This window comes from Burkholderia sp. Ax-1720 (assembly GCF_011753035.1).
GTDB classification, from domain to species: domain Bacteria; phylum Pseudomonadota; class Gammaproteobacteria; order Burkholderiales; family Burkholderiaceae; genus Burkholderia; species Burkholderia gladioli.
In genome coordinates, this window is record NZ_VWWK01000169.1 from 1 (window position 1) to 14873 (window position 14873).

At 68.6% G+C, this 14873-nt stretch carries 16 protein-coding genes; 11 read left to right on the plus strand and 5 right to left on the minus strand.

What is annotated here, in order from left to right; genetic code table 11:
• Nucleotides 1-176: 176 nt before the first annotated feature.
• The 4 genes from F3J18_RS30010 to F3J18_RS30025 all read left to right on the plus strand — a co-directional run bounded on the left by F3J18_RS30010 (nucleotide 177) and on the right by F3J18_RS30025 (nucleotide 3602).
• Nucleotides 177-671, plus strand: a complete 495-nt coding sequence (locus tag F3J18_RS30010; RefSeq protein WP_025102174.1) for a hypothetical protein — start codon at nucleotides 177-179, stop codon at nucleotides 669-671.
• A 267-nt stretch (nucleotides 672-938) separates the two neighbouring features.
• On the plus strand, nucleotides 939-2357 hold the full coding sequence (locus F3J18_RS30015) for a putative sulfate exporter family transporter (RefSeq protein WP_166915786.1): 1419 nt from the start codon (nucleotides 939-941) through the stop codon (nucleotides 2355-2357).
• A complete protein-coding gene (locus F3J18_RS30020; RefSeq protein ID WP_166915788.1) occupies nucleotides 2354-2617 on the plus strand; it encodes a hypothetical protein in 264 nt (87 codons plus the stop codon). The genes F3J18_RS30015 and F3J18_RS30020 overlap by 4 nt, the downstream gene beginning before the upstream one ends.
• Nucleotides 2618-2735: 118 nt before the next feature.
• Complete coding sequence (locus tag F3J18_RS30025) at nucleotides 2736-3602, plus strand: NADPH-dependent oxidoreductase (protein ID WP_166915790.1); 867 nt, start codon at nucleotides 2736-2738, stop codon at nucleotides 3600-3602.
• Nucleotides 3603-3649: 47 nt separating this feature from the next.
• Here the strand turns inward: F3J18_RS30025 and F3J18_RS30030 are convergent, their stop codons facing one another.
• The 3 genes from F3J18_RS30030 to F3J18_RS30040 form a co-directional block, all read right to left on the minus strand.
• Nucleotides 3650-4273 (minus strand): hypothetical protein, encoded by a 624-nt coding sequence (locus tag F3J18_RS30030; RefSeq protein ID WP_166915792.1) that lies wholly within the window; start codon nucleotides 4271-4273, stop codon nucleotides 3650-3652.
• Complete coding sequence (locus F3J18_RS30035; RefSeq protein ID WP_025102179.1) at nucleotides 4270-4992, minus strand: YecA family protein; 723 nt, start codon at nucleotides 4990-4992, stop codon at nucleotides 4270-4272. Before F3J18_RS30035 ends, F3J18_RS30030 begins: the two co-directional genes overlap by 4 nt.
• A 221-nt stretch (nucleotides 4993-5213) precedes the next feature.
• Nucleotides 5214-6116: a DUF817 domain-containing protein gene (locus F3J18_RS30040; protein ID WP_166915794.1), complete on the minus strand. Its 903-nt coding sequence runs from the start codon at nucleotides 6114-6116 to the stop codon at nucleotides 5214-5216.
• 566 nt (nucleotides 6117-6682) lie between these two features.
• Between F3J18_RS30040 and ahpC the strand changes: the two genes are divergently transcribed.
• Nucleotides 6683-7246 (plus strand): alkyl hydroperoxide reductase subunit C, encoded by a 564-nt coding sequence (ahpC, locus tag F3J18_RS30045; protein ID WP_013690079.1) that lies wholly within the window; start codon nucleotides 6683-6685, stop codon nucleotides 7244-7246.
• A gap of 120 nt (nucleotides 7247-7366) precedes the next feature.
• Complete coding sequence (gene ahpF, locus F3J18_RS30050; protein WP_166915796.1) at nucleotides 7367-8953, plus strand: alkyl hydroperoxide reductase subunit F; 1587 nt, start codon at nucleotides 7367-7369, stop codon at nucleotides 8951-8953.
• A gap of 421 nt (nucleotides 8954-9374) precedes the next feature.
• Here the strand turns inward: ahpF and F3J18_RS30055 are convergent, their stop codons facing one another.
• Complete coding sequence (locus F3J18_RS30055; RefSeq protein ID WP_025099947.1) at nucleotides 9375-9776, minus strand: hypothetical protein; 402 nt, start codon at nucleotides 9774-9776, stop codon at nucleotides 9375-9377.
• 272 nt (nucleotides 9777-10048) lie between these two features.
• Between F3J18_RS30055 and F3J18_RS30060 the strand changes: the two genes are divergently transcribed.
• On the plus strand, nucleotides 10049-10966 hold the full coding sequence (locus F3J18_RS30060; protein ID WP_166915798.1) for a LysR family transcriptional regulator: 918 nt from the start codon (nucleotides 10049-10051) through the stop codon (nucleotides 10964-10966).
• A 79-nt stretch (nucleotides 10967-11045) separates the two neighbouring features.
• Here F3J18_RS30060 and F3J18_RS30065 read toward each other — a convergent pair whose 3' ends face one another.
• The gene (locus F3J18_RS30065; RefSeq protein ID WP_166915800.1) at nucleotides 11046-11417 is read right to left on the minus strand and encodes an MAPEG family protein; all 372 of its coding nucleotides are present in this window, start codon (nucleotides 11415-11417) and stop codon (nucleotides 11046-11048) included.
• Nucleotides 11418-11664: 247 nt separating this feature from the next.
• Here F3J18_RS30065 and F3J18_RS30070 point away from each other — a divergent pair, with 247 nt between their 5' ends.
• The 4 genes from F3J18_RS30070 to F3J18_RS30085 all read left to right on the plus strand — a co-directional run.
• Entirely contained in the window at nucleotides 11665-12627 is a 963-nt protein-coding gene (locus tag F3J18_RS30070) for an AraC family transcriptional regulator (RefSeq protein ID WP_025099944.1), read from the plus strand.
• 126 nt (nucleotides 12628-12753) lie between these two features.
• Entirely contained in the window at nucleotides 12754-13320 is a 567-nt protein-coding gene (locus F3J18_RS30075) for a carboxymuconolactone decarboxylase family protein (protein ID WP_025099943.1), read from the plus strand.
• The gene (locus tag F3J18_RS30080; protein ID WP_166915802.1) at nucleotides 13317-14432 is read left to right on the plus strand and encodes an acyl-CoA dehydrogenase family protein; all 1116 of its coding nucleotides are present in this window, start codon (nucleotides 13317-13319) and stop codon (nucleotides 14430-14432) included. The genes F3J18_RS30075 and F3J18_RS30080 overlap by 4 nt, the downstream gene beginning before the upstream one ends.
• The coding region (locus F3J18_RS30085; RefSeq protein WP_166915804.1) for an ATP-binding cassette domain-containing protein at nucleotides 14429-14873 on the plus strand (445 nt) is incomplete at its 3' end. The genes F3J18_RS30080 and F3J18_RS30085, both read left to right, overlap by 4 nt.

Here is a 14873-nt window from a genome sequence, read left to right on the forward strand (position 1 = left end):
CGCGAGGCCTTCGTGCGCGAATGGCGGCCGGCGCCGCGCGCCGCCGCGCAAGGCGGCGAGCGCTGAGGCGCGTCGCCGTCCCCGATCCGTGCCGCGTCCCGAGACGCGGCGCCCAGCGGCGGCGGGCCGTGCCCGATGCCGCCTAACCCGAACCCCTGGAAGCTTCTGGAGGTGCCATGAGTGATACCCGACTTGCCGCGGGCCGCCCATCGCTGTTCGACGACCCGCTCGCGGGCGATCCCGATACCGCCGAACGCGTCGTGCTGAGCGCGGTCCGAACCTGGCTGCATCCCGGCTGCGGCTCGAACGCCAATGCCGGCGCGCGCGCCGCCCACACCTGGCGCGACGTGCTGCTCGAGGCCGGCGTGCATGCCGACGGCCTCGACCACTTCGACCTGATGATGAACACGCTGGCCTGCTCGGCCTCGCGCCCGCTCGACATGCGATGCCGCTGCGCGCAGGACCTCGCCTATGACGAGGCCTCGCTGCTGCAGGCCATCGCGCACCTGCAGTCGACGCGCGGCGAGGCCGCGATGCGGGTGCTGAACGACTGGCTGCCGGCGTTCTCGGTCAGCGGCGTGCTCAAGCTCACGCGCTGGTTCTCGATCTCGCTGCTCGACGCCGGGCTCGAGATCCGCGCCCGCGAGCGCAACGTCACCTACATGCATTGAATCGATGCCCTGCCGGCGGCGACGACGATCGCCGCCGCGCGAGCGCCTTTCCCTTCGCTTTCAGCCGCGCGCCGTGCCTGCCTGCGCCATGGGCCAGGCCATAAGCAAAGTCGAATAAGTCATTTCCGCGCGTTTGCGCGGGCTTCCATACTCGATCGTTGGGCGTACCCGCCGGCCGACCGGCCCAGGGACGCCCGGCCCCGCATCGGGCGCGCCCTCGCGCGCGTTCCGGCGACGCGGGGCAGACCAATCGATCAGGGGAATACGATGAGCGACACATCGATCACGCGCGGCAGCCAGGACGGCACGCTCGCGGCGGGCACTACCGGCGGCAGGCCGTTCGGCACGGAGGACTGGTGGGCGGTGGGAATCGGCCTGTTCGCGATCCTCGCGGCCTGGTTGCTGTTCGCCACCGGCGGCAGCATCAAGGGCCTCGCGGTCGCGCCGGCCAGGTGGTCCAGCCTCGCGCAACTGGCCGCCGACGTCGGCAGGCACGCGGGGGGGTATGTGGCCCTGTTCGTCGCCTTCGCGCTGGTGTTCTCGATCACGATCGCCGCGCTGAAGCTGCCGCTGGCGCGCTTCCTGCCCGGCTTCCTGGTGCTGTTCCTGGCCTCGGGCGTGATCTTCGCGATCGGCGCCTGGGCCCAGGCCAGCACCTACAACCTCGAACCACCGTTGATCGCGCTGCTGCTCGGGCTGCTCGTCTCCAACCTGTTCACGGTGCCGGCCTGGCTCGCGCCGGCGCTGCGCGTCGAGTTCTACATCAAGGTGGGGATCGTGCTGCTGGGCGCCACGCTGCCGCTCACGCTGATCGCCTGGGCCGGTCCGGTGGCGGTCGGCCAGGCCAGCATCGTCTCGCTGGCCACCTTCTTCGTGATCTACGCGGTGGCGCGCGCGCTCAAGCTCGACCGGCGCTTCGCCGCCGTGCTCGGGGTGGGCGGCGCGGTGTGCGGCGTGTCGGCCGCGATCGCGATCGCCGGCGCGGTGCGCGCCAGGCGCGAGCAGGCCTCGGTGGCCATCACCCTGGTGGTGGTCTGGGCGATCGTGATGGTGTTCGCCCTGCCCGGCATCTCGCGCGCGCTCGGGCTGCCGACCGGCATCGCCGGCGCCTGGATCGGCACCTCCGAATTCGCCGACGCGGCCGGCATCGCCGCCGCCCAGGCCTATGGCGATTTCGCCCGGCACGCGCCGGGCGCGGTGGCCGGCGCGCCGGATGCCTCGCTGCAGGCCTTCGTGCTGATGAAGGTGGTCGGCCGCGACATCTGGATCGGCATCTGGGCCTTCGTGCTGGCGATCGTCGCGACCACCCGCTGGGATCGCGAGGACGGCGGCGCGGAAGTCACCACGCGGGCCCGCGCCGGCGAGATCTGGACGCGCTTTCCCAAGTTCGTGATCGGCTTCGTGCTGGCTTCGGCGCTGGTTACCTGGATCGCCTCGCACTACTCGCTGGCCGACTACCGCAGCGTCGTCACGCCGGCCTTCGTCGCGCCGATCACGGCGCTGCGCACCTGGGCCTTCACCTTCGGCTTCCTCAGCATCGGGCTGACCACGCGCTTCGGCGCGCTGTCGGCGGCCGGCAGCCGGCCGCTGATCGCCTTCACGGCCGGCGTCGCCGTCAATATCGTGATCGGCTACCTGTTGTCGGTGCATGTGTTCGCGCCTTACTGGGCGACGCTGGGCCAATGAGCGTCGCCGCCTTGATCGGGCGATTCAGGGCCGCCCCGGAGCCGGCGGACGCCGCGCGCGCGGACTGCGCACGCTGCGCGCACTGGGCCGACGACCGCGCGCTGCTGGAGGCCCGCATCGGCGGTCTGGCCTCGTTCGGCTCGGGCTACGGCGCCAGCGTCGGGCGCAGCCGGCTGTGCCTGAAGCTCGACCGACTGGTCTCGCCGGGCGACCGCTGCGGCGGCTTCGTCGAGCGCGATGCGGAGCACGACGCGAGCTGACGGCCCGCTGACACCAAGCTGTCGAAGCGCGGCGCCCACGCGGCGCGCCTCGGCAAAGCTCGGCCATCTCGCATACCATGGCGGCTTTTTCACCGACGTACTGGAGATGCACCCGGTCATGAACGATATCGCCACGGCCCTCGACGAGACCCAGGCCACCGCCTCCCGCCACGCCCTGCTGCGCGAGCGCTACGGCGCGGCCTGGAGCCCGGCGCAAGGCGCGGACGACGCGGCCGTCAACGAGGTCATCGCGACCCTGCTGCGCCACCGCTCGGTGCGCGCCTACGCCGATCGCGCGCTGCCCGACGACATCCTCGAAACCATCGCCGCCGCCGCGCAATCGGCGCCGACCTCGTCGAACCTGCAGGCCTGGAGCGTGGTGGCCGTGCGCGACGCCGAGCGCCGCGCTCGCCTGGCCAGCTTCGCCGGCAACCAGCGCCACGTCGCCAAGGCGCCGCTGCTGCTGGTGTTCATCGCCGACCTGTCGCGCCTGCGCCGCGTGTCCGAGGTCGAGCAGATGCCCGGCGGCGGCCTCGAGTTCCTGGAGGCGTTCCTGGTCGGCGTGGCCGACGCGGCCTTCGCCGCGCAGAACACGGTGGTCGCGCTCGAGTCGCTGGGGCTGGGCTGCTGCTATATCGGCGGGATGCGCAACCAGCCCGAGGCGGTCGCGCAGGAACTGGGGCTGCCCAAGGAAGCGTTCGCGGTGTTCGGGCTGACCATCGGCTATCCCGATCCGGACGTCGTCACCGACGTGAAGCCGCGCCTGCCGGCCCCGCTGGTGCTGCACGAGGAGCGTTACCAGGCCGAGACGGCCGAGGCGCTGGCCGACTACAACGCGTCGATGAGCGCGTTCCAGCAGATGCAGCAGATGCCGGAATCGGGATGGACCGGGCAGGCATCGCGCCGCGTGCGCGGGGCGGAAGCGCTGTCCGGGCGCGATCGGCTGGCGAGCGCGCTGGCGGAGTTGGGATTCGGGTTGAAGTAAGGTCGCGCCGGCGGGCGGCGGCGCCGGTCATGCGACCGGCGTGGCCGTCAATCGGGGAAGTTGTCCTCGCTGAACGTCACCGGCCCGCCATCGATCGAGAAGCCGTGCAGCACGCGCTGCTTGTCCGGCGAGGTTCGCAGGCGATAGACGATCGAGGCGCCACCGGCCTGGAAGTGCGGCTCGATTTCGGCGGCGGGCAGCGGCGCCGCGATCACCGCGGCTGAATACGGCGATAGCGCCGGCGGCATTGCGAGATCCGCGACCAGCTTGCGCATTCTCGGGTTCCGCGCGCCGGACTCGACCAACCGCGCTTCATAGACGTAGTGCCAGCCCTTGATGCCGCGCAGGTGCTCGGCCGTATCGCGATCCCAGGCATGGCGCTTCAGCAGGGCCGGCAAGCTCGTCTCGTCGCCCTTGCCGAGCTCGACGCAGCACAGCACCGAGAGCCGGCTGCCCGAATCGACCAGGCCGCTGAAGCGCGTGTCCCCATCGATACGGCGATCAGTGAACACGAGGTCGACGCGCGGCACCGCCGCCACGCCGCCCGAACCGTCGCCGACGGGCAACTGCTCCCACAGCCCGAGCACCGGCGGCTCGGCGGCGGCGAGCCGGCACATCGACAACGCGATGGTAGCGGCCAGCAGCAGGCGCATCGCGGGCACGACGCTCAATCCGGCTGCCCGTCATCGGTGCCGCAGCACTTCTTGTGCTTCTTGCCGCTGCCGCACGGGCAGGGATCGTTGCGGCCGACCTTCGGCGCGTCGCGCTGGATGGTCTGCGCGAGCAGGCGCTCCTGCGTGGGCGCGCGATGCGGCAGCCAGAACTCGTGGATCTTCAGCACCGAGGGCGGCACCTGCTCCGACAGCTTCTCGCGCTCGGCCGGCACGGCAACCAGCTCGCGCTCCTCCTCGGACAGCTCGTCGCCGCCCAGCAGGCGCAGCGGGCGCAGCCATTCGTCGGCCTCGGGATGCTCGAGCAGCGGCTGCCAGTCGTCCCAGCGCAGGCCCATGCCCTGGAAGAAGCCGTTGGCCCAGGCTTCGGCGTCGATGTACTCGTGCGCGTCGTCGTCCTCGCCCACCTCGTTGACGCTGAACAGCGGCGCGATCGACGAGGGATCCTTGTCGAAGGTCTGCAGGATCGCGTTGTAGTGGCGCATCATCAGGTTGAAGACGTGCTCGGCCTGCTCGTAGCTTTCGAAATCAGGCGCGTCGTCCTCGCTCGGGCCCCAGACATCGGCCAGCCATTCGGTCGGCGCGATGGTGGCCGGGCCGATCGCGATCGCGGTCAGGTAGCCGTCGAGCATTTCGATCGTCATGGTGTTTTCCGACATGATGTCGGACATCAGGAACTGGTCGAGCTCGTCGAGGGTCTTGTCGTCGGTATGGGTCATTGCGGGGCACCGCGCCGCGGGCGGGCGAAGCGGCTGGATCGGGGTCGATCCGGCTGCGCGCGCCATGCGGCGGAAAATGGAAAACCGGCATTCTACCGCCGCTCGGGGCGCGCGCCGCGACGATTGCGTGAACGGGAGGCGAGACGATTGCCGGCTGGTGGTGGCGAAAGCGATGCGGCCGTGCTTCGCAAGCCTCTCGTCTCCATCACGCGGCGGCCAAGCTAGCTTTCCTCCCGCTTCGCCTCGGCCTGCCCCTGCCACCTCCGCGGCGGACTCACCAGCGTGACGATCACATAACTCATGATGGTCAGCATGAACCACGAGCCGAGCTTGCTCGGCGAAACCATCGTCCAGCCGTCGCGCTGCGCGGGATAGAGCCAGGCGTGACTGAAGGTGCCGACGTTCTCGGCCAGCCAGATGAACAGCGCGATCAGCAGGAAACCGAGCAGCATCGGCATGCGGTGATAGCGCGTGCTGACGCGGTAATGCACCTGGCAGCGCCGGAACGCGACGGCGACCAGGCCGATCAGCAGGTAACGCAGGTCGATCCAGTAGTGATGCGTGAAGAAATTCGCGTAGATGGCCGCCGACAGCGCGGCCGTGACCGGCAGCGACGGATGCCCGGTGAAACGCAGGTCGAATTCGCGGATCGCGCGCGCCAGATAGCTGCCGACCGAGGCGTACATGAATCCCGTGAACAGCGGCACCCCGCCGATCCGCAGCACGGCGGCCTCGGGATAGAGCCAGGAGCCGACCGCCGTCTTGAACACCTCCATCGCCGTGCCCGCGACGTGGAACAGCAGGATCACCTTGACCTCGTCCCAGGTTTCGAGGCGCAGCGCGACGAGCGCGATCTGGATCGCGACGGCCGCGAGCGTCAGCAGGTCGTAGCGCGACAAGGCCGCATGAGACGGATAGACGAAATGCGTGGCGATCAGCAACGCAACCATCAAGCCGCCGAACAGACAGACCCAGGCCTGCCGGAAGCCGAACACGAGGAAGGCATGGAGGGCCTCGGCGGGACGGCCCCGCAGCGGCACCAAGCTGGTGCCGTGCGCGGCCAGCGCCTCGATCACCGCGTCGGCGCGCGAGCGGATCGCGAGCGAGGGGGGATTGGCCGTCATCGAGCGGCGCCAGGCATGCGCGATGCGCGCCCACGTCGCGACGACATGCCGATGACAAGCCATCGCTCCAACCACGTTTTTTCCATCATCGCCGCGCCCCGTTTCATTTCGTTTTGTACAAGGATGGACGCAGTATATCGACGCAATCGTCGGGATATTGACGCGGGCCGTCACAAGCGCGTCAAACAGTGCAAGATGCGCGCCGTCCTGCCCGAAAACGGGACTGGACGAGCCCGCGCGAATCGGCGAAAATCCCGTCATTCGTGTCATTTCGACGCGGTACTGCGTCGCGCTCGCCGTTGCCCTCGGGCTCAACTCGCCAAGGCCACGCGGAATCGCCCGAAAGCCCGCGCGGCAAGGCTTCCAGCCCCAGCCCATCGCAGCATCACCCGCCACGGCGCCCGGCTTTCCAGCCCGGCCCGCGCAGTGCGCCGTCCTGAAATCGGGACACATAGAAAATCCCGATCCGTCTCATTGAAACAAGCAATTTCCCAAGCTCGGCGGCAATCGTCATACTGTCGCTTCTTGATCATCCCGATCACCTTTTCACTCAAAGGAAACCGCAAATGCCGATCATCAACAGCCAGATCAAACCGTTCAAGGCAACCGCATATCACAACGGCGATTTCGTTCCCGTCAGCGAAGAATCGCTGAAGGGCAAGTGGTCGGTCATCGTGTTCTACCCGGCTGACTTCACGTTCGTGTGCCCGACCGAACTGGGCGACCTGGCAGATCGCTACGCAGAATTCCAGAAGCTGGGCGTGGAAATCTACGGCGTGTCGACCGATACGCACTTCACGCACAAGGCATGGCACGACACCTCGGAAACCATCGCCAAGATCCAGTACCCGCTGGTCGGCGATCCGACGGCAACGCTGGCACGCGCTTTCGACGTGCTGATCGAAGAAGAAGGCCTGGCACTGCGCGGCACCTTCGTGATCAACCCGGAAGGCGAAATCAAGATCGCCGAAATCCACGACAACGGCATCGGCCGTGACGCAGGCGAGCTGCTGCGCAAGGTGCAGGCTGCCCAATACGTCGCGTCGCACCCGGGTGAAGTCTGCCCCGCCAAGTGGACGCCGGGCGCTGAAACGCTGACCCCGTCGCTGGACCTGGTCGGCAAGATCTAAGTTTCGCGGGCATCAGCGGTACACGGGCGCCATCAGGCGCCCGATGATCGTGCGGCTTCCCCGCCGCACGTCTCCTCGCCTCCGGCGAGGTGCCAAAAACACTACGGAATCCGAATCACCATGCTCGACGCCAATCTCAAGAACCAGCTGAAGTCGTACCTCGAAAAGCTCACCCGCCCGATCGAACTCGTCGCCTCGCTCGACGACGGCGCGAAGTCGCAGGAGCTGATCGCGCTGCTGAAGGAGATCGGCGAGCTGTCGCCGCGCGTGGCCGTGATCGAACGCCGCGACGACGCCGAGCGCAAGCCCTCGTTCAGCATCGGCGAACCGGGCAAGGCTGCCGGGATCCGCTTTGCCGGCATCCCGATGGGCCATGAATTCACCTCGCTCGTGCTGGCGCTGCTGCAGGTCGGCGGCCACCCGCTCAAGCTCGACGAGGACACCATCGAACAGATTCGCAATCTCGACGGCGATTTTTCCTTCGAGACGTATTTCTCGCTGTCCTGCCAGAACTGCCCGGAAGTGGTCCAGGCGCTGAACGTGATGGCGCTGCTCAACCCGCGCATCCGCCACGTGGCGATCGACGGCGCGCTGTTCCAGAACGAAGTCGAGGCACTCCAGATCATGGCGGTGCCGACCATGTTCCTGAACGGCGAGAACTTCGGCCAGGGCCGCAGCAGCGTGAAGGAAATCCTCGCGAAGATCGACACGGGCGCCAGCGCTCGCGCCGCCAAGGCACTCGCCAACAAGGACGTGTTCGACGTGCTGGTGGTGGGCGGTGGCCCGGCCGGCGCGGCGGCTGCGATCTACGCGGCGCGCAAGGGCATCCGCACCGGCGTGGTGGCGGAGCGCTTCGGCGGCCAGGTGCTGGACACCATGGCCATCGAGAACTTCATCTCCGTGCAGGAAACCGAAGGGCCGAAGTTCGCGGTCGCGCTCGAACAGCACGTCAAGCAATACGACGTCGACGTGATGGACGTGCAGCGCGCCACGGCCCTGATCCCGGGCAAGGTCAACGAGATCCACCTGGAAAACGGCGCGGTGCTGAAGGGCAAGACCATCGTGCTGTCGACCGGCGCGCGCTGGCGCGAGCTGAACGTGCCGGGCGAACGCGAATATCGCAACAAGGGCGTGGCCTACTGCCCGCATTGCGACGGCCCGCTGTTCAAGGGCAAGCGCGTGGCCGTGGTGGGCGGCGGCAACTCGGGCGTCGAGGCCGCGATCGACCTGGCCGGCATCGTGCGCGAAGTCACGCTGATCGAGTTCGGCCAGACGCTGCGCGCCGACGAAGTGCTGCAACGCAAGCTGCGCAGCCTGAAGAACGTGACGGTGATCACCAGCGCGCAAACCACCGAACTGCTCGGCGACGGGCAGAAGCTGGGCAGCCTGGTCTACCTCGAACGTGAAACGGGCGAAACCAAGCGCATCGAACTCGAAGGCGTGTTCGTGCAGATCGGCCTGGTGCCGAATACGGAATGGCTGAAAGGCACGATCGAGCTGTCGAAGCACGGCGAGATCGTGGTGGATGCACGCGGCGCGACGTCGATCCCCGGCGTGTTCGCGGCCGGCGACGTGACCACGGTGCCCTACAAGCAGATCGTGATCGCGGTCGGCGAAGGCGCGAAGGCTTCGTTGTCGGCCTTCGACTACCTGATCCGCCAGGACGTGGAAGTGCCGGTTGCCGCTGGCGAGGCCGTCACCGCCTGAGTGTCGAAGCCGGGAGTGCCCGGCTCCACGCAGTATCGATTCAACGGTTCTACCCTTGACCCTCGCCTGTCATGCCCCCCATGCGGCGAGGGTGTTTTTTCCTGACCCGCGCAAGCGGGCATTGGTGTTTGACGGGGCCGTGGCGCACGAGCCACGGCCCTTGTTGATACATGCTGCGAGTTAGGTCAGGGAATGTCATGAAGGCCCCGCCAGCGATGGACGGGGCCTTGTGCTATCTGGTGCTCGCTTCCAGCTTATCGATATGGCTTGCGAGAGGAGTCAAGTCCCGAACGACCGTCTCCCACACAATCGTCAACCTTGAAACTGCTGAAATCGTAGCCCTGGATATGCCCATGCACGATCATATGGATCGAATCGGCAATGAACGCGCAAAGCTCTTGCCTCGACTTTGCAACCACCATCAGACGGCCTCCAGTTCCCGCACCAGATGGCGGTTCTCCTGGCCGAGCACGTCCGGCGTCACCAACTGAACACGTTTGCCCCAGCGTGCCTCAAACTCGAGAGCGATCGCGGCCATATCCAGCAGCGTCGGCTGGCCAGCCGGCTGGATCAGGATCGTCAGGTCAAACGAGGTGTCGCCATCGTCGACATAAGCGGGCGAGGTGAAATTACGAGCACGCACGATCTCGTCGATCTCGCGAGCATGCCTGCGGGCGAACTGGTAGGAATCACGCACAGCGAACCTCCCATCCGACATCAAATTCATCGCAAAGCCCTCAATCGTTGGCACCGGAAGCGTGTTGCCGTCATCAAGAGCCACACTACGACAGACAGCCGGGATCGTGATCGACTGATCCCGCATCCTTGTCCTTACGCAAGGGCCGGGTTTGCCACCGATTGCACCTCGGCCCTCCCGCGATTCGTCCTGAATCCCGACGCTCGTCCTCCAGCTTACGCCATGAACACGCGCCGGTGACAAGCGGGGGCCGGCTGGCAGCCGTCATCGGCCAGAACGCCCTGTACCGCATCGCCGACACGCCGCCCCCTTCCCGCCCAACACACCCCACATCGCCGGTGCTACGCTACGCGCACAATCCCGCGCATTTCCCCTAACCCGATGAGCCGAGTTCAACAATGTTGCGTGCCGGTCTTTCCGAATTGACGGCCTTCGTCGCGATCGCCGAGCAGCGCAGTTTCCGCGCCGCCGCGCGCGCGCTCGCGGTTTCGCCGTCGGCGCTCAGCCATTCGATGCGCAGCCTGGAGGCGCGCCTGGGCGTGCGCCTGTTCAATCGCACCACGCGCTCGGTGGCGCTGACCGAGGCCGGCGAGCATCTGCTGCGCCGGGTCGGGCCAGCCCTCAGCGACCTGGAGAACGCGGTGGACGAAGTGGCCACCGCGCAGAACCGCCCGACCGGCTCGGTACGGATCAACGCCTCGGAAACCTCGACGCGGATCCTGATCCGCAACGTGCTGCCCGAGTTCCTGCAGCGCTACCCCGACATCCACGTCGAGTTCGTGACCGAGACGCGCCTGATCGACATCGTCGCCGACGGCTTCGATGCCGGCATCCGCGTGTTCGACGACGTGCCGCGCGACATGATCGCGGTGCGCTTCGGGCCCGACATGCGCTTCATCGCGGTCGCCTCGCCCGACTACCTGGCGCGCCACCCGGCGCCCACGCGGCCGGCCGACCTGATGCAGCATCGTTGCATCCGCTACCGTTTCGAGAGCGGCGCGATGTTCCGCTGGGATTTCCAGTCGAACGGCAAGACCAGCAGCCTCGACGTGGAAGGGCCGATGACGCTCGGCAACCTGAATTCGATGATCGAGGCGGCGCTGGCCGGAATCGGCGTGGCCTGGGCGCCGGAAAGCCTGGTGGGCGAGCATCTCGCCGGCGGCCGGCTGGTGGCGCTGCTGCGCGACTGGAGCGTGTCGCTGCCGGGGCTCGCGCTCTACTACCCGGCGAACCGGCATCCACCCGCGCCGCTGCGCCTGTTCGTGCAGGCCGTGCGCGACTGGGTGGCGAGCGGCGCGGATCGGGAGACGGCCTGAGCGCAAACGGCTCGTCGGCGCTCGACGGCAACGGCCGGAATCCGCTCCAATCCGGCCACGGCCTGATCACCCTCCAGGCTCAGGGCGCAACCAAAAACAGCCAGACGACGCAGATCATCCCCGCGAACCACACCAGCGAACGCAAGGCCGCCCAGTTCGCGACATAAACCAGCCCGTGCAACACGCGCAGCACCACGAAGGCCGTGGCGAGCTGGTCGACCCGCGCGACGTTCGCGCCGTTGTGCCAGGCCACCGCCAGCGCCGCCGTGAACAGCACCAGCGCCTCGAAGGCATTCTGGTGCGCGGCGAAGGCGCGCCCGCGCCAGCCTTCGAGCTTGGCCAGATAGGCACGCGGCGCGCGATTGTCATAACCCTTGCGACCCTTCGCGCAGACGGTCCAGACGAAGGGCAGCAGCGCGACGATCAACAGGCAGAGTTGCGAACGGATCATCTCCAGTCTCCATTATTTACATTGGTCAATGACAAGATCCGGCGAAGCTTAGCATCGCGGCACGCGGCGCCGGCACAGGAAATCTAGACGGCTTCCTCTGCCGCGCCGCACGATCGGCGCGTCGAGGCCCGGCCCGCCGGCTTATCAGCAAGACGCATAAGCATCCCGCCAAAGCTTCCTTGGTGCAGCCGAAGCCAGGCGCTAAGCTGGTTTCCCTTTTTGTTCGCGCTTCGCCGTTGCACCGATCATGTCGACGTCTCCCGTTGAACGCGCCGCCGACTGGCTGCTGTCCGGCCTGGAACTGCGCAGCACCCTGTTTCATGCCGGCCGGTATTGCGGCGCCTACCGGGCATCGACGGCGGGACACCAGCGCGCGAGCTTCCATCTGGTGCTGCAGGGCGAGTGCTGGCTGCATCTGCGCGCGACGGCCACGCGCGCGCCGCGCAGCACGCGCCTGCTTGCCGGCGACGCGGTATTCCTGCTGCACGACGTGGCGCACTGCCTGTCGCCGGAGGCCACCGCGCCCGACGATCCGCAATTCGGCACGCGCCTGGGCGCGATGACGGCACTCGAGGCGGATGCCTCGGCGGGCAGCGTGGGCCTGGCCTGCGGCTTCTTCGAATTCCGCTCCGACCTGGGCGACGCGCTGCATGGCCTGCTGCCCGACCACCTCATCGCGCGCCACGACGATGCCCGGCTGGCCGGCGCGCGCGTGGTGTTCGACCTGATCCGCGAGGAGGCGCGGCGCACGCCCGAAGCGCCCTCGCCGCTGGTCGACCGGCTCACCGACGTGCTGTTCTTCTATGCGCTGCGCACCGTCGCCAGCGCCGACGATTTCGCGCCGGGCCTGTGGGCCGTGATGCGCCGCGCCGAATTCGCGCCGCTGGTCAACGCGATCATCGCCGAGCCCGGCCAGGCCTGGACCACCACCTCGATGGCCGAGTTCTGCCACATGTCGCGCGCGCGTTTCTGCAAGCAATTCGCCGATGCCTGCGGCCAGCCGCCCGCGCAATTCCTCGCGCTGCTGCGCATGAAGGTGGCCGCCGAGCTGCTGCGCCACGGCGCATCGACCTGGGATGCCGCCGAGCAGGTCGGCTACCGCTCGGAATCGGCCTTCGCGCAGGCCTTCAAGCGCGTGACCGGCATGCAGCCCGGCGCCTGCCGCCGCGAGCGGATGCAGGACGCCTCGGTCTACGCGCCGGTCCACTGACGGCCACGCACGATCTCCCGGCAGCGAGACGAATCCGCAGGAAGCGCAGACGGCCGCGCATTGTCCGCCGCCTGCCGCGCCGCGACAATGGTTGCTCCGAACGATTCCGCCTTTCCAGAGGACACCATGGCCCGCCTGCCGCTGCACACCGTCGACACCGCTCCCGAAGCGAGCCGCCCGTTTCTCGAGAAGGCGCTGGCCGCCAACGGCTATCTGCCGAACTTGGTGGCCTCGCTGGCGAACGCGCCGGCCGCCCTCGAAACCTACCTGACCGTGGCCGGCATCAACGGCCGCAGCGGCCTGTCGCTGGCCGAGCGCGAGACCGTGCAGATCACCGCCGCCGCGATCCATGGCTGCGGCTTCTGCGTGGCCGGCCACACGGCCGTCGCGCTGAAGAAGGCGCAACTGCCGGGCGAGGTGGTCGACGCGATCCGCGATCAATCGACCATCGCCGACGCACGCCTCGACGCGGTGGCCGACTTCACGCGCGCCGTGATCGCCACGCGCGGCGCGGTGGCCGACGACGCGCTGGCCGCCTTCCACGCAGCGGGCTTCGACGACGCGAACGCGCTGGAAGTCATCCTCGGCGTAAGCCTCGCCACGCTCTGCAACTTCGCGAACAATTTCGCGCGCAACGAGTTGAACCCGCAACTCGAAGCCTATCGCTGGGAACCGAAGGCGCGGGCCGCATGAACGCAAGCACGCCCCGCTCCCTCTCGACCGAGGCCGCGCCCGCCGCGCTCGGCGATTGGCTCGACCAGCACGCCGAATCGCTCGATACCGAAGCGACGCTTGCCGCCCAGGTGCTGCCGCGCCTCGCGCGCGCCGGGGTGGCCGCGATCGGCGTGCCGGCCTCGTCCGGCGGCGCGGGCGGCGATATCGCCGAGGCCATCGACGCGCTCGCGCAGGTCGCCACGCATTCGCTGACGGCCGCCTTCGTGCTGTGGGGACATCGCACCTTCATCGAATACCTGCTGCATGCCGACGGCGAGGCGCTGCCCGAGCGCTGGCTGCCGGCCCTGCTCGGCGGCGAGACGGCCGGCGCCACCGGGCTCTCGAACGCGATGAAATACCTGTCGTCGATCGAGTCGCTGCAGATGCGCGCCTCGCGCGACGCATCGGGCGCTTACCGGCTCGACGGCAGCCTGCCCTGGATCACCAACCTGCGCCGCGAGGGTTTTCTCGCCGCCGCCGCGTTCGAGCACGACGACGGCAGCGCGCCGTCGATCTTCGCGCTGCCGCACGACGCGCCCGGCCTGCAACGCAGCGAGGATCTCGACCTGGTGGCGATGCGCGGCAGCAATACCGCCGCGCTCGGCGTCCAGGGCACGGTGCTCGACGCCTCGTGGCGCATCGCGGCCGACGCGCCGGCCTTTCTCGCGCGCGTGCGCCCTGCCTTCCTCGGCCTGCAATGCGGGATGTCGCTGGGGCTCGCGCGCCGCGCGCTGGCCGCCGCCGGCGAAGCCGGCCAAACCTCGCGCGGCGCCATCGCCAGCGAGATCGAAACGGTGCGCGCGCAACTTTCCCGGCAGCGCGACCAGTTGCTGAACGGCGTGCTCGACGGTAGCTTCCTGGCCCGCCCGGCCACGTTGTTCGAGCTGCGCATCGCACTGGTCGAGACCGTCGAGGCGGCCGTCGCGCTGGAGGTGCAGGCCGTCGGCGGCCGCGGCTACCTGCGCGGCGCCGATGGCGCGAACGGCACCGCGCGACGCGTGCGCGAAGCCTCCTTCGTGCCAATCGTCACGCCGAGCCTGGTGCAGTTGAAGACCCAGCTCGCCCGGCATCGCCAGGCCGACGCGGCATGAGCGGCGCCCGTCTCGCGATCGACGGCCTCGCGCTGCGCTATCCGAATCGCGCGGTGCTGCAGGCGCTCAGCCTGCGCGTCGAGCCCGGCGAGATCGTCGCGCTGCTGGGGCCCAGCGGCTGCGGCAAGTCCTCGCTGCTGCGCGCGATCGCCGGCCTCGCCGCGCCCAGCGCCGGGCGCATCGAACTCGACGGCGAAGCCGTCAAGGGCCCGCGCGCCGACATCGCGCTCGCCTTTCAGCACCCGGCCCTGCTGCCCTGGCTCGACGTCGAGCGCAATGTCGCCTTCGGCCTCGATTTCAAGCATCAACCGCGGCTGACGCGCGCCGCGCGCGAAGCCCGCGTGACGGCCGCGCTGCGCGCGGTCGGCCTCGAACACGCGCGCCACTGGCGCCCGGCCCAACTCTCGGGCGGCATGGCGCAACGCGCCGCGCTGGCTCGCA